Genomic DNA, 18,371 nt, shown 5'->3' with positions numbered 1-18,371 from the left:
TATGCTTAAACTTAGGTTTCACTTTATCCCTTCTCATCCCTCATACTGTAATACCCCAAATTAATAATAACCAAGAAATACCCACTCATAATTCCAGCAGCGAATGTCCACATGAATTCATGGTGTTCAATTTCATACATAATAATCGCGCCGAGTATTGCGGCTGCGAACCGATTTATCATTCCAAGCATCGGTGCTTTTTCTTTTTTTACAATGCTATCTCCGAACTTTTCAATACGCCTTCCTAAAATCCAGGCGCAGTACATACTTACTAAAAGGCCAATGCTTATCCCTACGAACTGGGCTGAAAAAGGTGTCACAAGCCATCCCAATAACATTACGCCTAGCAAACAATACATTTGTATGTTGAATGATCTTAATGCCATACGAATCATGTTATACTCCTTTATCTTTCTCATTGTAATCCCGTATCATCAATCCAATCTTCCAGGCTTCAAGCTTTCAGCTATATCTTTTTTAAAATGAGGGAATTTGATTTTGCTTACCATTAAATAAGCGAGTACGCATGTACCAAACGCCACGGAAACTGGATTCTTTAAAAAACATAAAATGAGGAGACACATTGCCGCGAATGGGATTGGCATGCCGATAAAGGTCGGGAGTTTGCTTTGCTGTGTGTTAAATCTTGCAAGCCGAAGCATGCCGCAAATACTGTAAGCAAGCGCGCATATCATCCCGATAGACTGCAAATCTTTTAACGAGGCACTATATGCAAGAATAGACGGTGCCACACCAAAAGTAACTAAATCCGCAAATGAGTCTAACTCTCCACCAATTTCCGAAACAGAATCAAGTTTCCGAGCGACCATACCATCTAAAAAGTCAAACAACATACCTGTAATAATAAAAACTGCTCCCAAATAAATATCGTGAACGAAAACAGCGTAAATAGCTAAAAGCCCACATACAAAATTTGCTATCGTAATCATATTTGGTATGAAACTCATAATACACTTCTCCTCCTTTCTACTAATTGCTTCATCTACGTTCTTACTCATTACAATCAAGATCTTTCTGTTTTTCTTCCAATATGACTTTATTTATTTTCGTTAACGTATCTGTCATTTGCTCTAGGGCGTTTATATCGATTTTAGAAAAATATTTCTCAATTAATACATCATCTAACTCCGACAACCGCTCTATATACTTACTACCGTTTGGACCAAGTGTAAGAAAATACTCCCGTTTATTATTAGGGTTTACTTGTTTTGAAATCATCTTCTGTTTCTCCAATTTAGATAAAACTTGGCTAACGGCACTTTTTGATATATTAAAAGTAGTCGCAATGTGATTTGCTGTCGTGTTTTCATTTAAATTAATATGAAATAGCATGCTCTCTTGCTGTCCTGTAAGACCGAACTCATCTTTTAACTCCTGGAATAGTAAAATGTAGAATTCATTATAAGCTCGGTTCATTTCATTAATTACTTCTTTATACGTTCTAGTCATAGCGTTATTCCTCCATGCTTTTATTTCGTTTTGTTAAATAGTTAAGTTTACTTAACTTAACTATATTATACCGTTATGTTCGTGTAAAGAGAAATATAACTCTACACTTTACTCACAATGATACAAAAAAGAAGACACTCTTCTAAAACAAGTTAATTCCCTTCTTCCTCACCGCTTCCTTCATCCAAATACCCGATTAATCGTTCTGAATAATCAAAAAGAAAATCAACTAAATTCCATATAGACCCATTACTGGTTAAAATGTTATAATGGAATTACCCTACATAGTTACTCATAGCCAGACTGAGGAACTAGCGTCTTATTAAGTAATGCGCATAACTAAAATAAAAAAGACACTTTACGGTGTCTTTTTTATTTATATTCCTAGGAATCATCTCTTTTATAAACAGACTCTATCAAACAGTAAAGGAGACAAACAGATGGAACATCCTGTTGCAAGAGAATTACGTTTTATACGGGTATGTCTTATCATTTTGATTATTGTCATTGCATTCTGGGATCGTGAGAAAACTGTGGAAATTACTGATCACGGTAGCGATCCTATTTTAAACACCAGCAATATGACCCAAGTTGGTGAGAATACATTTGCATACAAAGATGAATCGAATCAAATTAAAATATTTAAGTTTAATCCAGATACAAATGAAATAAAATTAATAAAAGAGTTTTATGCTAACGAATATTAATTACATGAATTAAATAATTCAAATCTGTAGAAGGCACTTTAAAGTGTCTTTTCTTTATGAACTACAAAGTATGAGGACCCAAGTCATTAGCTGCAATTACGACTAAGGCTTTTACTATATAAAAAATAAAACATAGTAAGAATAGAATACTCACTTAAATTATTTTTCACTTCACAAACTACATCCAAAAAGTTGGATAACTTCTTTTACTACTCATATTATTAATGAATAAAGCAATAACTACAATAACAACGGAGCCAATTAAAACTGGTGTTACTAAATAACTCCAACTGTTTGCCCCTAAAATAACGATAATCGGATCGGCGCCTGCCGGAGGGTGCGTCGTTCTCGTTAACATCATAACGGCTATTGCCATCCCCACCGCTAAAGCAATTGTCCAATATTCATTCCCAAACAAATGATATATTGATAGACCAATGAAAGTTGAAATCAAATGTCCTCCAATAATATTACGCGGCTGAGATAATGGCGCATTCCAAACTCCAAACGCTAATACACAACTCGCACCAAATGGAGCCATTAATAATTCTGTAGAGGTTATGCTCGTTAAATATGTTAAGGTAAGAATTGTTAAAAATCCCCCTAGTAGTCCCGTTAAAGAGTCCTTTACATTTACTTGTAATGGGCTTCTTCCTTTCCCTTTCATTTTTGTAAAATATCGTACACTTATTGGTTGAGGATCTTTCTGCTTAGTTGCTGTTATATTATCCATCGTTCTCCTCCTTTATTTACCAACAATTATAACCCGACATAACTAACCTGTAAATATTAATTTAAGGAGTTAGTTTTAAAATGAAAAAAAAGAATCAACTGTTATAAGTTGATTCTCTAAACTTCCTCAAATTTTCGATCCTGAAATTTTGCTACCTTTTTCCGGTTCCCACATATTTTCATAGAACACCATTTTCGTTTTCCACTCTTATCTATAAATAATAAAACACAGTCAGGATTTGAACACCTTTTAAGGGAAATAAGCTTATTTTCTGCTATTAACGTTAAAGCGTCAAATGCAATTAACGATGCGAGTACATCCTCGATTTCTCCAACTGGGATAGATACTAGCTGCTGTTCAATGATTTTATATGTAAATGGTGCCTTCTCAATTTGTTTTTCTAAATACGTAATAAAATCATTAGAAATTTCTTGCTGATCAGCAATTGCCTCAAACTGTTTTCTCAATACTTCTCTTACCTCTAATATGCTAGATGTAACTTGATCCATTCGCTTCTGAATTCCTATAAGTGTTTTTTCATTCCAAAAAGGAAGATTAACCTTTATTACATGTAGCCATTCTAATACATCTTCATCTGTTATTAATAAATCATAACGTTGTCCACGCCTAACTAACTCTGTATTTACTAAATCTAATGAGAGATTTCCCGATATAAGCGGGAATTGTTTTGTTTCCTGCATGTACTCATCACCTTCTCTTTAAATAATCATATTCCAAATTAATACAGAAGTACAACTTTTTTATAAACTACAAAGTATGAAGATTAAGGCCTTTAGCCATAATTACGACTAAAGGCTTTTTGTATGTAAGTAAATGAAAAAGGAGCTTATTTTATGGAACATAATAAAAATGGAATTCTTGCTTTAATTGTTTTATTTTTAGGATTAGTGTTTTTTGTCAGTGGAATGGTTTATCATTTATGGGGCTCATTTTAATTTCAACTTTTAGACAGATAAATAATTCGAATCAGAGAAATGTGCATTTTTCCCTTTTCCTTCCAAAATTAATATAATAAGATATAAAATGTAATACATATAAAGACAAATATATATAGCACTCATTAAAAGTGCTTCTATTTTGGAAGGAAGAAACAAACGATGAACAAAAAGTTATTAGCATCATTATTATGTAGCACATTCTTGTTTGGAGTATCAGCTTGCAGTTCACATGATGCGCCTGCGAAAAATGAGCAGGCGACTTCTAAAAAAACAGAGAATGACAAACTTAGCAACAAGGATTCGCAAAAAGAACTTCCTACCAATGTAGATTCCTCTGATGTATACATGTCAATGGGATCTGCCGAGTCATTAGATGTTCTAGGGACTGGAGAAGTTAAAGCACAAGGTGTCTTTAAAGTATTAGACATCGCAGTTTATAATCGTAAAGAAGAACCCATTACACTAGATATCAACAACTTTAAATTAATTGATGGATTTGGAAGAGAATATCACATTTCCAATGAACATCAATCCGTACTTAAAGCTGCAAATACCTCTACATTTAAATTTGGTATTGTTAACCCTGATGAACATTCGGACGGAAACATTGTATTCGATGTACCGAAAAACACGCGAGGATTAACTTTAAAATTTAATAATGATAAGTTAGATAAAGAGCTCCAATTAAAAGTGGAATTGGAATAGGCAAAATAAATACGTCTCCCTTAACATTCTCTACTAACATAAAAAAGTACAGTCTTTTCTACAGCAGACTGTACTTTTTTATTTATCATTTCACATAACATTCCCTAATTTTTTTGACTAGATGCTCTCCAATCACGAAAAGATGTTGGGCGTCCAGAAAAAGCTCTTTGCTTTGTAACAGATGGTTTTTCTTCAGGAGTCATTGTTTTTTCTTTAAGAGTCGCTGGTTTTTCTTTAAGCGTCACTGATTTTTCTTCAAGAATAGTCACAGCTGTTTGCATTTTCTCTAACTGTTCTTTCAACAATTGTTGTTCAATCTTTAAATCCGTAAGTAAACGTAAAATCATCTCAGAATTAGCCATAAGATCCTCCTTCCCCCAATACACAGAATAAAATACAATATGTAGAAGACAAAATTCCGGTGACAAAAATAAGATCGTCAACTCTTTTTAACTTCCAAAATCCTTTTATTTTTTTAAGGACCTGCTCCATTCACCCTTAAAAACATAAATTAAATTAAATCCATTAATAAATGGTCTTTATGGAAGGAGGAGTTAATATGGGCTATGGCGGTAGTTGTGGTGGTGGCTGTGGTTTCGGCGGCGGATTTGCCTTACTTGTTGTGCTCTTCATCTTATTAATCATTGTTGGCGCTAGCTGTTGGGGCGGCGGATTCAGCTGCTAAGGAGAGGCACTCTTGAGAGTGTCTTTTTTTGATATGTAGCTCGTATACATATTGTTCAAATCTATATATTTTTTAAAAATATAGATTTAAAGCATATTTCTCAATGAATAAAACAATTTAACATGGTAAAATAATAGTTGGATGGGAGTCCAATATATTATTAAAATTAAGATGGTTCAAGTCGAAGGAAGGCACCTTAGGGTGTCTTTTCTTTATGACTTCTATCATCAACAAAGGGTGATACAAACTATTACATATGTTTGTACCACCCTTTATTGATGCGTTTAGACTTCACAGTTGTTGAAGTTTTAGACTTCTCCCTTAGTGTACCCATATTATTAGAACATCCTGTAATCTGTAGACAAAATGTAGCTAATAAAAACAATATTAATAATTTCTTCAATAAATCCTCCTACATGCATAAAACACCATATGTTACAAAACAAACATAACATCAACCCTTTATAAAAACAATATAATCCTCGGTCCTTAAGCTATCTCTTAACATAGGAGTACCGCTACATATTCATCAAGCTAAGATTTTAAAATATCCTTTACTTAAGGAATTTGTAAGTATCAAGTAAGAAAAACGAGAGCTTTGTTTTGTATAATCAAAATATAAAGTGAAGGAAGAAAGATTATTTCTGGGATTAATATGCATGTGACAAGAGAAGAAATCTACGTTTTTTAGAATAATAATATGAGTATGTCCAAGTTTTGGAGATTACTTGCAAATATTTTGAAGTTTTCGCACCAGAATTCTAATTACCATACCTGTTTTGTACCATCACGTATTGGAGGTTAAAACATGAATAAAAAAAAGAAAATACAAAGATCAGTACTTACCTTTCCCCTACTCTTTTCTTTAGGCGTTTCATCTTTCCCGCTTACAACAACTATTCACGCAGATACACGCGAAGAACAATCTGCTGAAAAGAAACTAGTCTCTTTAACGGAGCGTACATCATTATTTTTTGAATATCTCCAGCAAGGTAAGTATGCAGAGGCACTACAGTTGACGTCTACTGCTTTTCGATCCAAGTTTACAGCAACCACATTACCAAACTGGTGGACACAAAGTGGCTGGAGCGGGATAAAAAGCATGGGAACCCCCGTGATAAAAGAACGAAACTTGGTCCATCAGACGGTAGAAATTCCAGCAGCTACCGAAGGAACTACCATACCGCTACTCCTTAAATTCACACCTGGCGGGAAAGTAGATGAAATTGGAGAAAGGCCACCCGAAGAATCTTATACCATCCCACATCCTAGCTATGATCAACCTGACTCCTATCAAGAACGTGAAATCGTCATTGGAAATTCTACCTATCCGTTACCAGCGACATTAACAGTTCCGAAGCATCAGCGTGGTGAAAAGGTACCCGTCGTTGTTCTTGTGCATGGTGCTGGCATCCATGATCGCGATGCTACCTATTTGGGAACAAAAATCTTACGAGACCTTGCGGTGGGCCTTTCATCCAACGGAATTGCAGTGTTGCGCTATGAAAAACGTACCTTAGAACATGCATTAAAGATGAGTGCAGAACCTGTTACATTAGACCGTGATACTACAGATGATGCCATATATGCAGCAAAGTCAGCAGCGCAGCAGGAAGGCATTGATCCAAATAATATTTTCATTCTCGGACATAGCCAAGGAGCTGGCACAATGCCGCGTATACTGAGCAAAGCGCCTTCCTCACTTGTTCGAGGAAGTATCTTACTCGCACCACCTGCACGCCCTTTGACTGACATTGCCATTGATCAGTATGAATACCTTGGGGCATCAAAGGAAGAAATCGATGAACTAAAAAGACAGGCTGCTTTTATTCAGGACCCTACTTTCAATCCTGACCATCCTCCAGCTGGCTACAATTTTGGGTCACCTCATTTTATGTATGATGTTTCTAGGTGGCGTCCAGTTGAAGAGGCAAAATCACGAAAAGAGCCTTTACTCATTTTGCAAGGAGCACGCGATTATCAAGTAACAGTAAAAAATGAATATACAAAATGGCAAGAAGGGCTTGCAAACCGCAGGAATGTTCAGTTCAAAAAATACCCGAAATTGAATCATTTCTTCACGGAAGGTGACGGGGAATTAAGCCTCCCTAGTGAATATGAAATCCCTGCTAATATTCCCGAGTACGTCATCCAGGACATTATTACATGGGTTAACGAGACAAAAAAATAAGAAAACATCAAAAGCCTTCATGCAATCATTATTGCGTGAAGGCTTTTTGAAACTGGTGATTTAGAGATAGCTATTATTTTATATAATATTTGCCTCAAAACGAAAAATTAGAGTCTTTTATAATAATGAAGTTCATTTTAGAAGCAACCTGTTCTGTGAGCTTAACGGTGATGGGCGGTATCCCTAGAGTAAAGAAACAAGAGTAGTTAAAGAGACTACTCTTGCTTCTTTTCCTTCTCTTTATTTTCAATTTCAGATACCGATTTTGCTGGTTTTTTAATCATTTTATCTAATTCCCCAGAACATCCAAACTTATCCTCAAATTTATCTGTAGTACTTATACTTGCATCAAACCATAATTCCTTATCATTATTTATATATCCTTCTACAGAAGGAACTCCCATTGGACTTACATCTTTTTTTGTAAACGTAATAGATTTTACACCTTCGATATTATAATGAATATACTTTTCTACTCGTGCCTCTTGTACTTTCCAAAACTCTTCTTCTTTTTCTTTTTGTTTTAAGTATTCCATAGTAAAATATCCTCCTGCTATGAATATCACAGCAGATATAACCAAAATCATTGCTTTCTTCATTGGAAATCTCCTTATAAAAAGCCTACCAATGTATTCTTCTTAAAATGGGATAGAGAAGACAAGAATAGTACAAAGACTACTCTTGTTTCTTTTCCTTCTCTTCTTTTTCAATTTCAGATACCGACTTATCAGTTTTTTTTATAAGTTTATCTAATTCCCCAGAACATCCAAAATCATCTTCAAAATTTTCCGTAGTACCTATACCAGCATCAAACCATAATGCCTTATCACCATTTATATAACCTCTTATATGAGGAACGCCCATTGGACTTACCTTATGTTCTCTAAATGTAATCGATTTTACATCTTTAATATTATAGTGAATATACTTTTCTACTCGTTCTTTTTGCTCGTTCCAAAACTTTTCTTCAATTTCTTTTTGTTTTAAGTATTCCATAGTAAAATATCCTCCTGCTATGAGTATCACAGCAGATACAATCAAAATCATTACTTTCTTCATTGGAAATCCCCTTATATTCCAAGCTAGTTAACATATGCTCTTTCTAAAGTAGGGTACAGAAACCAAGAGTAGTCGCAAGAACTACTCTTGGTTTTTTTCTTTCTCTTCTTTTTCAATTTCCGATACTGATTTTTCAGGATTTTTTATAAGTTTTCCTAATTTCCCAGAACGCGTAAATTTGTCTTCAAAGTTTTCAGTTGTACTTATACTAGCTATAAAATCTAATTCTTTATTATTATTTATATAACCTTTTATATGAGGAACGCCCATTGGACTTATCTTATTTTCTGTAAATGTAATAGATTTTACATCTTTAATATTATAGTGAATATACTTTTCTACTCGTGCCTCTTGTACTTTCCAAAACTTTTCTTCTTTTTCTTTTTGTTTTAAGTATTCCATAGTAAAATATCCTCCTGCTATAATACAAATAATGGATAAAACAATCACCAATTTCTTTTTCATTTAAAATCCCCTTGTGTTTGAATATATTTAAAATATACCATGAAATGAGTTGAAACATATGAGTGAATTGAAAAAAAATCCAATTGCTACAGATGAAGATTATTTCGAACTATCCGATCAAGTTTATGAACCCGGAGTTTTAGAAATTGAAAAAGAAATAAAAGGGTCAAATAATAAAAAATGGGTAGTTATAGAAACATTTGATGCAGATAAAACAAAAGTAAAAAATGGATTACAAGCAATCGCTGTAGTACCTGCAAATAAGTATAAGCCTGGTAAAAAACAGTATGACGATGTAATCATTGCATTCCGTGGTACTGAATTTGATAGATTCGATGGAGATAAAACCACAGATATAGTTCAAATTACACTTGGACAGAAAAAGAACCTTGGTGTAGCAGGCGGAAAAGCTCCGACATCATTTGATAGTGCATTAGAATTTACAGAAAAAATTAAGAAAAAATATAATCCTACATCTATTCACACTACCGGACATAGTAAAGGTGCTGCGGAGGCTCAATATGTAGCAGCAGAAATGAATTGTTATGCAACAACATATGCTGCACCAAATATTTATAGATTACTAAGTGATAAAGCAAAAAAACGAGTAGATGAAGGCGTAATGGAAAATAAAGTAGTAGATTATACTCATAAAGAAGATGCTGTAGGAAATTTCAATCAATTTGGAGCACCTATGATTGGTAAACAATTTACAACGAAAAGTAATGGAACAGATAGTATTCTCGCGGCTGTATTTATGGGACAACATCCAATGTCAACATTTCTAGAAATGTTCCACAATAATGGTAGTGTTCGACTAGAATTAGAACCAGATGATATCATTCGTCATGCAAAAGAGATACAAAAAATAAGCGATATATTATCTGATATTATTAGAAATATAGAAAGATTTCAACAACAAGAAGAAGAGGAAGTTGCGAAATTAAAGAGTCAATTGAAGCATGAGACAGGCCCTGGAGGAAAATATCATCTGTTAGAAGAACATGAAGTAGATGAAGCAATTAGAGAGGTTGCAAAAATATCCCAAAACGGAAGAGACTATTTTCATGATGTACAACTAGCAGAAGAACTAATTCATCTTTTACGGAAAAAACAAAAAGAATTGATTCATTTTGGAGATGATATTGCTTATGCAGCTAATTCATTACGCGATAAAGATAATCAATTAGGAACAAATTTTGAAGGACTGGCGGCGAGATAATATGATGGATTTTATAGGGGAAATTCAAAAAATAGAGAAAGAAATAGAAAAAGCTACAGTTGGTGCAGTTGGAACTATTATAGATGAGTTGCAAGCTGTTAAAAAGCAATTAGAAAAAGAAATGCAACAATCACTTTTAAAAACTGATGTAGCATTCAAAACAAATAGCATAGTAGCAAGCCAAAAACATGCCATTCAAAAAAACAAAGAAGCATTTCATGATGTATGCAAAAGTTTATCTGAACAAGGAATTGAATTAAACAAAAGTTTTGAAAGCAAAACAGGTAGTGCAATAAAAGAAACATTACATAAACATCTCGATCAAATTCGGAATGAAATGATTTCTAAACAATATGATTTAATTAATAGTTGTGGAAAAAAATAAAAAATTTCTATTATTATTTTAATCTATATATATACAAAAAAGTCCTCTTATGTAGGACTTTTTCTAATACGCAAATAGATGCTATATTATCAAGCATCGCTCCTGCTTCAATTCTATGTAGCTTTAATTCCCTAAAAGCAAAATCTACAACAAGTTGAAGAGCCTCTGTTGTATAGCCCTTTGTATTATGCTCCTTATCCAAAGTAAAACCCGTATAACAACTTTGGAGGTCTCCCCTAACAATTTGAGTTAATGAAATGTCTCCGATAAGTTTATCATTTTCTCTTAAAAAGATTCCAAAAGGATATACTTGCCCTTCAGCTGTCTTTTTTAACGCTTGTTCAAGACGTATTTTTTGATGTTCTTCTGTATAAAAAACTTCTGGGAGCAATGGACAAACTCGCTGAAAAAATTCGCGATTTCTAATATGTAAGTTAGCTAACTCGTTAGCATCATCAGTTTTATAAAGCCGAATATAAATGTGCTTCCCTACTAGTTTCATAACATCCCTCCAACCTTTTTATATGTCTAATGAGGAAAAAGTATACCGTATACTATATACAGTTGGATAATATCAGGAAGCATTTTGCACGAAAGAAAAGACACTCTATATGAGTGTCTTTTCCAATAGTTTTTAGCAGAAGCAAGAAGCTCCAACGATGATTAATAAAATGAATAACACAACTAATAAAGCAAAGCCTCCCGAGAAGCCACAACCGCCACAACTACCACCATAACCCATAATAGTTCCTCCTTTAGATAAGAGGGGAAAACTAAGGTTCACTCATGTATTTTAATGGATTCGTTTCATCTTATGTTTTTCCGCATTGATTGAGCAGGTCCTTTCGAAAACTATTCACATATTAACTATATTTTTAAAAATGAATAATTTAACTATATCAATAAATAGATTAATTAATATAATGTATTAATTCTAAAAGAAGGGAGGAATAGCCATGCAAGTAGTTTGTTTTAAAATAGTGAGTGGTCAGTATTTCTTGTTTGTAGAAGGTATTCAAATTCCTGTACCAATTCCAGCAGTTGCTGCAGCTTTATTAATTGGTTTAGGAGTAATTCCACTTTGTTCTTAATGTAAGGAATTCGGATCATTCCTATCTTTCCATTGGAAAAGCCTCAAGTATATGAATACTTGAGGCTTTCTTTATATCAAAGAAAAAACACCTTACAGCGCTTGAAGATCTCCTGATTTAAATAATGCGGCCGTTACATCATCACCGAAAGTATTGAAACAGAATACTTGCTCGTCTACCTTATCCATTACTGTAGCTTCACCTATCTTGCCACCTTGAAGTTTAATAAAATAGTTATGTTCTTCTAAAATTTCACTAAAATCTCTATTTGACCATCTTTCAGTAATTGCTAATAGCTCTTCTTTGTTCTTGAAATTGTTTCCGTTTAGAATGTTTCTTACTTTCTCTGCATTCTTTTTGGACATAGGGGTTGCTCCCTTTCCTTCACACGCTTTTACTTTTTGATGAGTCATGCTATGCATAGCTGAAATAACTTCTTCTTCAGTAGAAGTTACTGTAATGTGAAGTTGTGCATTTGAGCCTTTCACTTCTGCTTCATTCGATAGTGTGTCTTCTTTATTAACCTCTGCAAAAACATGGTCCTCACTCTCAAGCGGGACTTCAGCAAACTGTAACATTCCATAAGTCATACCAGTTGCAAGTACTACTCCCCCTATAATAGATGCTAGCCAATACGTTAGCTTTTTGTCCATCTTCATTTCCCCTGTCTTCGTTTAAATATCTTAACTAAAGAGTACCATATTTAATTCCTTTTTATTGAAGTGTCTCTAATTTTTACTATAAAAAACGTATAAATCATTTAATACCAATATAACAACTTCACAATCATGACTATGCCTATTCTCATAACAGGATCTATATACGATGTCACTAAATCATCTGGTGAACTATTAGTTATTAGTACGGCTTTGCATCCTTATTCTCAAAAAGGATAATTATTGTACATACCAATTCTTATGTATGAAGACACCCAAAACAAATGTTACGAAAAAAATATAAAAAAGACATCTTTTCTAGGAAAAGATGTCTTTTTTATATAAACCTTAATGTTCGTTCTGTAAAACTCTCGCTTCCTTTACTCCTTCTTTGTCTTCTTTTAAGAATAACGATACGATAAATGCAACAATGATAAAGACTAACCCAAGTGCAAATGCACCTTGGAACCCTGAAGTTAAACCGTTTAACTTCTCTACTGGATCCAGTGGATTTGCGGAGCTTTCCATATACTTAGTTGTTCCTGAAGACATTTTCGAAATAAAGATAGCTGTACCAATTGCACCAGCTACTTGTTGCAACGTACTAAATAGTGCTGTTCCGTGCGGATATAAATCTGGTGTTAATTGATTTAAACCGTATGTTTGTGCTGTCATGACAAACATGAGTCCAACCATTAATACGCTATGCATGATAATAATTTGTACCATTGATGTATCAGGAGTAATGCCTTTAAATAAGAACATTGCAATTCCTACTAAGACAATGCCGGGAACGATAATAACTTTCGGACTAAATTTATCAAATAGTTTACCTGCGATTGGTCCCATTATGGCGCTAATAACACTTCCCGGAAGCATGATAATTCCTGATTTAAAAGCTGTAACGAGTAAAACGGTTTGCAGGAACATCGGTAATAAAGTCATCGTTGAAAATAACGACATCATCACAATGACAATTAATCCAACTGATAATGTAAACATCGGAACTTTAAATGCTCGTAATTCTAAAATTGGATTCTCAATTTTCAATTGTCGAACGGCAAAAATACATAATGAGATAAGCCCAACAATTAAAGTGCCATACACTTTTGCATCGGACCATCCTAAATCACCCGATGCACTAAAGCTATACACAAGCCCGCCAAATCCTAATGTCGATAAAAGGATAGATGGGTAATCTACTTTTGGCCTTGTTAACTCTGAAACATTTTGAATGTACTTCATCCCAATCATAATGGAAATAATCACGATAGGAATAACAATATAGAATAACCAGCGCCAATTTAATGAATCCACAATTACTCCAGATAATGTAGGGCCAATTGCCGGAGCTGCCATCATCACGAGTGCGATTAATCCCATTGTCGCACCACGTTTTTCAGGTGGACAAATGATTAAAATCGTATTCATTAATAACGGTGTAATTAACCCCGTCGCTACAGCTTGGACGATACGGCCAATTAATAAAACGGAAAATGTCGGTGCGAATCCCGCAATTAATGTACCGACTAAAAACGTTACCATAGCGATCAAAAACATTTGTCTCGTTGTGAGCCATTGCTGAAGTAACGCTGTAATTGGAACTAAAACCCCAACTACTAACATGTATGCTGTAGAAAGCCATTGAATCGTTGAAGCCGTTACGTCAAATTCTTTCATTAATACCGTTAACGCATTTCCAAGTAATGTTTCATTTAATAATGCAACCATTGCACCTAAAAGTAATGCAATTAAAATGGGGGTATGTTTCAAATTAGAAGTATCAACTTTGCCACTTGCTGGGCTCTTAGTTGTCATATTCATTTACAGATTCTCCTCCTGTTTCTTACTTAAAAAACTTTAAATACACCGGAACACATGTAATATAATATACATATGTAGATTAAAAAGGGAGAATCAATTTTCAGCCACTGTATATTTAATCTACAAAAAAGGAGAATTGTAGATGAACGATAATGAAAAACAACTTGATTTACGTATTAGACGTACACATAAATTACTGTGGGATTCCTTATTTGAATTAATGACGCAATCAAAACAGAAATATAGTACGATTACGATTAACCAAATATGTGACCGCGCAATGGTACACCGAACAACCTTTTATAAACACTTCGAAGATAAAGATGCTTTATTAGCATTTGGATTTAAACGATATAGCAAGATGATCGCTGAAATACCGGTTTCAGATCGATTAAGTAAACCATTTCAAGTAATGGAACAATTTCTACACCATGAAGAAATCGGTAAAATATTAGAAACGCAAATGTCTGATGAACAATTTATTAACCGAACACAATATTTAAGTCACGAAACGAGAAAACAAGAAATAGAAGCGTTAAATCAACTGCACAAAAATCATACGATGCCCAATGATTTAATCATTGAATTTTATTCAGGGGCAATCACCTCATTAAGCGCATGGTGGTTTAAAAGTGAAAGAAAAGTTTCTGCTGCTGAAATGGATAGGTATCTCCATCAACTTATTAATCGGGATATTTTTCAGTTTGAAAAGGAATAAGACTACACCTTTTCAATCATGCAATAAAGTGAAACTTTAATCAGCCCTCACCAATCGGACTTTTACGGACAGCCCGACCCCCACCTAACTTCTTTGCTTCCACTGAATTTTGAGGTGGGGGTCTTACTGCCGTTAAAGCGGGATCAAAGTGACCACAAAATAGGAATATGATATATTTTCCGTAGAATACTATATAAGTGTAACAGCGAATAAATTGGCATATAATAAAAAGAAGAGATGCGCTAACATCTCTTCCTTAACTGCTACCGTATAGGGTGGTGGTTATTATACGTTATTATTTTTTACGAAACCCACCCTTTTGCTTCCTACGGCGCGGAGTGGGTTTTTTGTTGTCCTTACCCAGAAGTTGCTTCCGCAAAAAATACGCTGAAACTTCACGTACATCGTACGTCTTGATTCTGTACTGTCTGTTCCGCTACCAGATACGTAAATGAACGTCATGTTTGGATTTAACTCCGCTAATGTTTTCGCGGCGGATAACATTAAATCAATGAAATAAAACGTCGATAAATTTAAGTTACAAATATTCAGAATTAATATTAAAATTAAAAATGGGGATAGGGGTATGGGCTTATAAAATTTATACATAACGAGGGAATAGAAATGAAACTACAATTAAAAGCGGATTTAATGTTACTACTAGTTACATTTTTTTGGGGTGCATCCATCCTACTTACAAAACTTGGACTTGATGGCATAGAAGAATATAATTTAATCGCATTACGATTTATTATCGCTTTTCTTTTATCAGGTTTAATATTTTACAAACATTTATTCAAAGTTGATTTTAAAACTGTAAAATATGCATTTATACTTGCTTCTGTCTTATTTATCGTTTACATTTTCGCGACTTTCGGTACAAAGTATACGAGTGTTTCTAATGCTGGTTTCCTACTATGTCTCACAGTCATTTTCATTCCAATATTATCAGCTATATTTTTAAAACACATTCCGGAAAAGAAAGTTATAGTAGGAATCATTTTAACGATAATAGGAATCGGCTTATTAACATTAACGAGCGAATTCAAAATCGGTAACGGCGATATATTTTGCATACTGTCTGCCCTATTTTATGCGATTCACGTCATCATTACTGGAAGCGTAACGAAACATGTAAACTCCATTGCACTTGGCGTCATACAACTCGGTTTCGTCGGTCTATTTAGTCTTATTTTTTCATTCATTATAGAAACGCCAAAGCTTCCTAGCACAATCAACTCATGGCTAATCATCTTAGCCTTAAGCATATTTTGCACCGCAGTCGCATTCATCGTGCAAGTAATTGCCCAGCAATACACGACGCCTACCCATACAGGTCTTATTTTTTCATTAGAACCTGTCTTTTCCGCAGGATTCGCTTTCGTTTTCACAGGTGAAACGCTGACAGGAAAAGGATACTTAGGGGCTACGCTTATATTGCTGAGTGTGCTAATTGCTGAGTTAGATTTTAAGAGTTTGTTGAGGCCTAATTATAAGAAGAATATAGAATAAACATTTCACTATGATCAATAAACATACCCCAGAAAAATATGAGTTTATATTATTTTTATTCTCTTCACTTAGATTTTCTTTTTAGATGCTATCTTCAAACAAGGTAGCATCTAAAAAATGTTAAAAGGAATTTTCTCCTGGTATCTTCTTATATTCTATGTAGGCATCTTTGACCTTTTCTACGTTCTTTAATTACTTACTGAATATAGTCATACAGATTTTTCGCTAACAATAAACAAGTTACTGTACTGAAAAGAGCACGAACATACCCGCTTCCTTTTTTTATAGCAAATTTGGAGCCAACAATCCCTCCAGCAATTTGAGCAATTCCCATTATAAAACCATACGCATAGTTGACTTGCCCTACATACATAAACATTAACAATGCACCAACATTACTTCCTAAATTAAGAAGCTTCGCCGTACCTGCTGCTTTTAAAAAATCATACCCAATAAATAAAAGAGCGAACATTAAAAACGAACCTGTGCCAGGCCCTAGAAATCCATCATAAAAACCAATAGCAAAAATAAAAAAGGCAAAAATAATGACGTGTCGACCAGATAATTTCTTATGAGTAGAAATACTACCCCAATCCTTTTTAAATATCGTATAAATAGCGACCGCACCAAGCATTACCAACATCAATGGCTTCAGTACTTCTGGGTTCATTAAATGAACGGTCCATGCCCCTATTATGGAACCTATGAAAGTGAGCGGGACTAATTTAAACGCCGATTTCAAATCAAGATTACCAGAACGATAAAACACAATATTACTAGTTGCACTTCCCATTGTCGATGCTAGTTTATTCGTAGCTACTGCACTTGCTGGATTCAGTCCTGTAAATAATAAAGCTGGTAAGGCGATCAATCCACCACCACCTACAACTGAATCAATAAATGCAGCTACAAATCCAAAAACAATCAAAATCATTAATACGGATGGGTCTAAATAAAAATCCATATTAGTAGCCTCCCCTTTAGTCACTATTGTAATAGTAACTACCAATTTGCTAAATGTAAACAGTTATTGTAACGTTAAAATATAAATGCAAACATCGGAGGACGAAAAAAGTGGACTACATAGTGCAACAGCTTAAAAAAATTGGTTTCAATGAATATGAAGCTAAATCTTATGTATCTCTTGTTAAACAAGGGCCTGTCACAGCCTACCAAGTGAGTAAAGATTCGGGTGTCCCAAGAGCGCGAATTTATGAGATTTTAGGTAACCTTGTAGAAAAAGGAATTGTCATGAAGGAAGAAATAAATGACACCACTCGCTATTCGCCTCTACCTGTTGAAATCTTTTTACAGAAGGCGCAATCAGAATGGCAGTCTACTTATGAAGGAATTAGTGATTCATTAAAGAAACTAGAAACTTCCGAGGAAAAAACGGATAATCGAGTCATTACTTTAAAAGACAATCAAACAATCATTAGCTATTGTCAGGCATTAATAAAAAAAGCAGAACGACGTATTGTCATTTCAATGTGGGATGAGATGTATGAAGCGTTAAAAGAAGATCTATCTGAAGTAGCTGATAAAGTTACAATACAAGGTATTACCCTACATGTTGAAAATCCCATTAAAAATCTAGAAGCCCACCGCATAACACCTTATACAGAAACCTTGTCTACAGAACATTGGTTTATTGTATCGATAGATTCTAAAGAGATGATTTATGGACCATCACTTGAAGAGCGTAATATTGCTTTTTATACAGATGACCCCGTTCATATATACTTATTAGAGGATTATGTATGGCATGATGTTTTAGTAAATCGACTTGTCCGACGTAGCCAAGATGACTTGCAGCAGTGGATTACTGCAGAGAGAAAGTCTTTCTTTATGGGGAAATAAGAAACATATTCAAGAGCAAATAAAAAATTTTGCGTATTAAACCTAACAACTTCTCCGTACAAAAATAGCCGACTATTATATAGTAAATATTCGGCTATTTTTGTATAAATTTATACAGACGCTGCCATT

24 protein-coding genes are annotated in these 18,371 nt (G+C 34.2%); 10 read left to right on the top strand and 14 right to left on the bottom strand.

What is annotated here, in order from left to right; genetic code table 11:
• Positions 1-23: 23 nt before the first annotated feature.
• The 3 genes from MHH55_RS21200 to MHH55_RS21190 are packed head-to-tail and all read right to left on the bottom strand — an operon-like array spanning position 24 to position 1,470.
• Positions 24-395, bottom strand: a complete 372-nt coding sequence (locus MHH55_RS21200; protein ID WP_000620610.1) for an ATP synthase subunit I — start codon at positions 393-395, stop codon at positions 24-26.
• Positions 396-434: 39 nt separating this feature from the next.
• Positions 435-968, bottom strand: a complete 534-nt coding sequence (pssA, locus tag MHH55_RS21195) for a CDP-diacylglycerol--serine O-phosphatidyltransferase (protein ID WP_033695667.1) — start codon at positions 966-968, stop codon at positions 435-437.
• A gap of 43 nt (positions 969-1,011) precedes the next feature.
• The gene (locus tag MHH55_RS21190; RefSeq protein WP_000198939.1) at positions 1,012-1,470 is read right to left on the bottom strand and encodes a MarR family winged helix-turn-helix transcriptional regulator; all 459 of its coding nucleotides are present in this window, start codon (positions 1,468-1,470) and stop codon (positions 1,012-1,014) included.
• Positions 1,471-1,910: 440 nt separating this feature from the next.
• Here MHH55_RS21190 and MHH55_RS21185 point away from each other — a divergent pair, with 440 nt between their 5' ends.
• Positions 1,911-2,177 (top strand): YmzC family protein, encoded by a 267-nt coding sequence (locus MHH55_RS21185; protein WP_000400965.1) that lies wholly within the window; start codon positions 1,911-1,913, stop codon positions 2,175-2,177.
• 178 nt (positions 2,178-2,355) lie between these two features.
• Here the strand turns inward: MHH55_RS21185 and MHH55_RS21180 are convergent, their stop codons facing one another.
• Both MHH55_RS21180 and MHH55_RS21175 read right to left on the bottom strand, forming a co-directional pair.
• Positions 2,356-2,910, bottom strand: a complete 555-nt coding sequence (locus tag MHH55_RS21180; RefSeq protein ID WP_000368844.1) for an HPP family protein — start codon at positions 2,908-2,910, stop codon at positions 2,356-2,358.
• 116 nt (positions 2,911-3,026) lie between these two features.
• Positions 3,027-3,611: a CGNR zinc finger domain-containing protein gene (locus tag MHH55_RS21175; protein ID WP_001158435.1), complete on the bottom strand. Its 585-nt coding sequence runs from the start codon at positions 3,609-3,611 to the stop codon at positions 3,027-3,029.
• A 417-nt stretch (positions 3,612-4,028) separates the two neighbouring features.
• On the opposite strand from MHH55_RS21175, the gene MHH55_RS21170 reads away from it, so the two are divergent.
• On the top strand, positions 4,029-4,574 hold the full coding sequence (locus MHH55_RS21170; protein ID WP_001035576.1) for a DUF4352 domain-containing protein: 546 nt from the start codon (positions 4,029-4,031) through the stop codon (positions 4,572-4,574).
• Between the two features lie 104 nt (positions 4,575-4,678).
• Here MHH55_RS21170 and MHH55_RS21165 read toward each other — a convergent pair whose 3' ends face one another.
• The gene (locus MHH55_RS21165; protein WP_000013694.1) at positions 4,679-4,936 is read right to left on the bottom strand and encodes a hypothetical protein; all 258 of its coding nucleotides are present in this window, start codon (positions 4,934-4,936) and stop codon (positions 4,679-4,681) included.
• Between the two features lie 197 nt (positions 4,937-5,133).
• Between MHH55_RS21165 and MHH55_RS21160 the strand changes: the two genes are divergently transcribed.
• Both MHH55_RS21160 and MHH55_RS21155 read left to right on the top strand, forming a co-directional pair.
• Positions 5,134-5,259 (top strand): YjcZ family sporulation protein, encoded by a 126-nt coding sequence (locus MHH55_RS21160; protein WP_017656878.1) that lies wholly within the window; start codon positions 5,134-5,136, stop codon positions 5,257-5,259.
• Positions 5,260-6,067: 808 nt separating this feature from the next.
• Positions 6,068-7,450: an alpha/beta hydrolase family protein gene (locus tag MHH55_RS21155; RefSeq protein WP_048538036.1), complete on the top strand. Its 1,383-nt coding sequence runs from the start codon at positions 6,068-6,070 to the stop codon at positions 7,448-7,450.
• Between the two features lie 215 nt (positions 7,451-7,665).
• Here MHH55_RS21155 and MHH55_RS21150 read toward each other — a convergent pair whose 3' ends face one another.
• The 3 genes from MHH55_RS21150 to MHH55_RS21140 form a co-directional block, all read right to left on the bottom strand.
• On the bottom strand, positions 7,666-8,049 hold the full coding sequence (locus tag MHH55_RS21150) for a DUF1433 domain-containing protein (RefSeq protein WP_071740855.1): 384 nt from the start codon (positions 8,047-8,049) through the stop codon (positions 7,666-7,668).
• A 76-nt stretch (positions 8,050-8,125) separates the two neighbouring features.
• Positions 8,126-8,509, bottom strand: a complete 384-nt coding sequence (locus MHH55_RS21145; protein ID WP_074554116.1) for a DUF1433 domain-containing protein — start codon at positions 8,507-8,509, stop codon at positions 8,126-8,128.
• 81 nt (positions 8,510-8,590) lie between these two features.
• The gene (locus MHH55_RS21140) at positions 8,591-8,974 is read right to left on the bottom strand and encodes a DUF1433 domain-containing protein (RefSeq protein WP_071740857.1); all 384 of its coding nucleotides are present in this window, start codon (positions 8,972-8,974) and stop codon (positions 8,591-8,593) included.
• A 58-nt stretch (positions 8,975-9,032) separates the two neighbouring features.
• Between MHH55_RS21140 and MHH55_RS21135 the strand changes: the two genes are divergently transcribed.
• Positions 9,033-10,196, top strand: coding sequence for a hypothetical protein (locus MHH55_RS21135; protein ID WP_071740858.1), 1,164 nt, complete (start codon positions 9,033-9,035; stop codon positions 10,194-10,196).
• A 1-nt stretch (position 10,197) separates the two neighbouring features.
• Positions 10,198-10,581, top strand: coding sequence for a hypothetical protein (locus MHH55_RS21130; RefSeq protein WP_000968628.1), 384 nt, complete (start codon positions 10,198-10,200; stop codon positions 10,579-10,581).
• A gap of 13 nt (positions 10,582-10,594) precedes the next feature.
• Here MHH55_RS21130 and MHH55_RS21125 read toward each other — a convergent pair whose 3' ends face one another.
• Positions 10,595-11,083 carry a GNAT family N-acetyltransferase gene (locus MHH55_RS21125; protein ID WP_071740859.1) on the bottom strand — a complete coding sequence of 163 codons (489 nt, stop codon included), beginning with the start codon at positions 11,081-11,083 and terminating at the stop codon, positions 10,595-10,597.
• 132 nt (positions 11,084-11,215) lie between these two features.
• Positions 11,216-11,323: a YjcZ family sporulation protein gene (locus tag MHH55_RS21120; protein ID WP_000540375.1), complete on the bottom strand. Its 108-nt coding sequence runs from the start codon at positions 11,321-11,323 to the stop codon at positions 11,216-11,218.
• A gap of 214 nt (positions 11,324-11,537) precedes the next feature.
• Between MHH55_RS21120 and MHH55_RS21115 the strand changes: the two genes are divergently transcribed.
• Entirely contained in the window at positions 11,538-11,672 is a 135-nt protein-coding gene (locus MHH55_RS21115; protein ID WP_001198456.1) for a hypothetical protein, read from the top strand.
• A gap of 92 nt (positions 11,673-11,764) precedes the next feature.
• Here the strand turns inward: MHH55_RS21115 and MHH55_RS21110 are convergent, their stop codons facing one another.
• The gene (locus MHH55_RS21110) at positions 11,765-12,325 is read right to left on the bottom strand and encodes a PRK06770 family protein (protein ID WP_025687788.1); all 561 of its coding nucleotides are present in this window, start codon (positions 12,323-12,325) and stop codon (positions 11,765-11,767) included.
• Between the two features lie 351 nt (positions 12,326-12,676).
• The gene (locus MHH55_RS21105) at positions 12,677-14,152 is read right to left on the bottom strand and encodes an MDR family MFS transporter (RefSeq protein WP_025687787.1); all 1,476 of its coding nucleotides are present in this window, start codon (positions 14,150-14,152) and stop codon (positions 12,677-12,679) included.
• A 142-nt stretch (positions 14,153-14,294) separates the two neighbouring features.
• On the opposite strand from MHH55_RS21105, the gene MHH55_RS21100 reads away from it, so the two are divergent.
• Both MHH55_RS21100 and MHH55_RS21095 read left to right on the top strand, forming a co-directional pair.
• Positions 14,295-14,870 carry a TetR/AcrR family transcriptional regulator gene (locus tag MHH55_RS21100; protein WP_025687786.1) on the top strand — a complete coding sequence of 192 codons (576 nt, stop codon included), beginning with the start codon at positions 14,295-14,297 and terminating at the stop codon, positions 14,868-14,870.
• A 624-nt stretch (positions 14,871-15,494) separates the two neighbouring features.
• Positions 15,495-16,382: a DMT family transporter gene (locus tag MHH55_RS21095; RefSeq protein ID WP_025687785.1), complete on the top strand. Its 888-nt coding sequence runs from the start codon at positions 15,495-15,497 to the stop codon at positions 16,380-16,382.
• Positions 16,383-16,578: 196 nt separating this feature from the next.
• On the opposite strand, the gene MHH55_RS21090 is transcribed toward MHH55_RS21095, so the two are convergent.
• Entirely contained in the window at positions 16,579-17,346 is a 768-nt protein-coding gene (locus MHH55_RS21090; RefSeq protein WP_078186832.1) for a TSUP family transporter, read from the bottom strand.
• Positions 17,347-17,456: 110 nt separating this feature from the next.
• Between MHH55_RS21090 and MHH55_RS21085 the strand changes: the two genes are divergently transcribed.
• The gene (locus MHH55_RS21085) at positions 17,457-18,242 is read left to right on the top strand and encodes a TrmB family transcriptional regulator (RefSeq protein WP_048565174.1); all 786 of its coding nucleotides are present in this window, start codon (positions 17,457-17,459) and stop codon (positions 18,240-18,242) included.
• Positions 18,243-18,371 lie beyond the last annotated feature (129 nt).

Source organism: Bacillus sp. FSL K6-2944 (assembly GCF_038005385.1).
Classification (GTDB): domain Bacteria; phylum Bacillota; class Bacilli; order Bacillales; family Bacillaceae_G; genus Bacillus_A; species Bacillus_A cereus.
Note: the sequence above shows the minus strand (reverse complement) of the source record. Positions and strands in the feature narration are given on the sequence as shown.

Coding starts and splice junctions, on each gene's coding strand:
- MHH55_RS21130 (WP_000968628.1), top strand. CDS start 10,198: ATGATGGATTTTATAGGGGAAATTCAAAAAATAGAGAAAGAAATAGAA.
- MHH55_RS21095 (WP_025687785.1), top strand. CDS start 15,495: ATGAAACTACAATTAAAAGCGGATTTAATGTTACTACTAGTTACATTT.
- MHH55_RS21115 (WP_001198456.1), top strand. CDS start 11,538: ATGCAAGTAGTTTGTTTTAAAATAGTGAGTGGTCAGTATTTCTTGTTT.
- MHH55_RS21150 (WP_071740855.1), bottom strand. CDS start 8,049: ATGAAGAAAGCAATGATTTTGGTTATATCTGCTGTGATATTCATAGCA.
- MHH55_RS21165 (WP_000013694.1), bottom strand. CDS start 4,936: ATGGCTAATTCTGAGATGATTTTACGTTTACTTACGGATTTAAAGATT.
- MHH55_RS21200 (WP_000620610.1), bottom strand. CDS start 395: ATGATTCGTATGGCATTAAGATCATTCAACATACAAATGTATTGTTTG.
- MHH55_RS21170 (WP_001035576.1), top strand. CDS start 4,029: ATGAACAAAAAGTTATTAGCATCATTATTATGTAGCACATTCTTGTTT.
- pssA (WP_033695667.1), bottom strand. CDS start 968: ATGAGTTTCATACCAAATATGATTACGATAGCAAATTTTGTATGTGGG.
- MHH55_RS21180 (WP_000368844.1), bottom strand. CDS start 2,910: ATGGATAATATAACAGCAACTAAGCAGAAAGATCCTCAACCAATAAGT.
- MHH55_RS21160 (WP_017656878.1), top strand. CDS start 5,134: ATGGGCTATGGCGGTAGTTGTGGTGGTGGCTGTGGTTTCGGCGGCGGA.
- MHH55_RS21110 (WP_025687788.1), bottom strand. CDS start 12,325: ATGGACAAAAAGCTAACGTATTGGCTAGCATCTATTATAGGGGGAGTA.
- MHH55_RS21120 (WP_000540375.1), bottom strand. CDS start 11,323: ATGGGTTATGGTGGTAGTTGTGGCGGTTGTGGCTTCTCGGGAGGCTTT.
- MHH55_RS21185 (WP_000400965.1), top strand. CDS start 1,911: ATGGAACATCCTGTTGCAAGAGAATTACGTTTTATACGGGTATGTCTT.
- MHH55_RS21155 (WP_048538036.1), top strand. CDS start 6,068: ATGAATAAAAAAAAGAAAATACAAAGATCAGTACTTACCTTTCCCCTA.
- MHH55_RS21140 (WP_071740857.1), bottom strand. CDS start 8,974: ATGAAAAAGAAATTGGTGATTGTTTTATCCATTATTTGTATTATAGCA.
- MHH55_RS21190 (WP_000198939.1), bottom strand. CDS start 1,470: ATGACTAGAACGTATAAAGAAGTAATTAATGAAATGAACCGAGCTTAT.
- MHH55_RS21145 (WP_074554116.1), bottom strand. CDS start 8,509: ATGAAGAAAGTAATGATTTTGATTGTATCTGCTGTGATACTCATAGCA.
- MHH55_RS21090 (WP_078186832.1), bottom strand. CDS start 17,346: ATGGATTTTTATTTAGACCCATCCGTATTAATGATTTTGATTGTTTTT.
- MHH55_RS21175 (WP_001158435.1), bottom strand. CDS start 3,611: ATGCAGGAAACAAAACAATTCCCGCTTATATCGGGAAATCTCTCATTA.
- MHH55_RS21105 (WP_025687787.1), bottom strand. CDS start 14,152: ATGAATATGACAACTAAGAGCCCAGCAAGTGGCAAAGTTGATACTTCT.
- MHH55_RS21135 (WP_071740858.1), top strand. CDS start 9,033: ATGAGTGAATTGAAAAAAAATCCAATTGCTACAGATGAAGATTATTTC.
- MHH55_RS21100 (WP_025687786.1), top strand. CDS start 14,295: ATGAACGATAATGAAAAACAACTTGATTTACGTATTAGACGTACACAT.
- MHH55_RS21125 (WP_071740859.1), bottom strand. CDS start 11,083: ATGAAACTAGTAGGGAAGCACATTTATATTCGGCTTTATAAAACTGAT.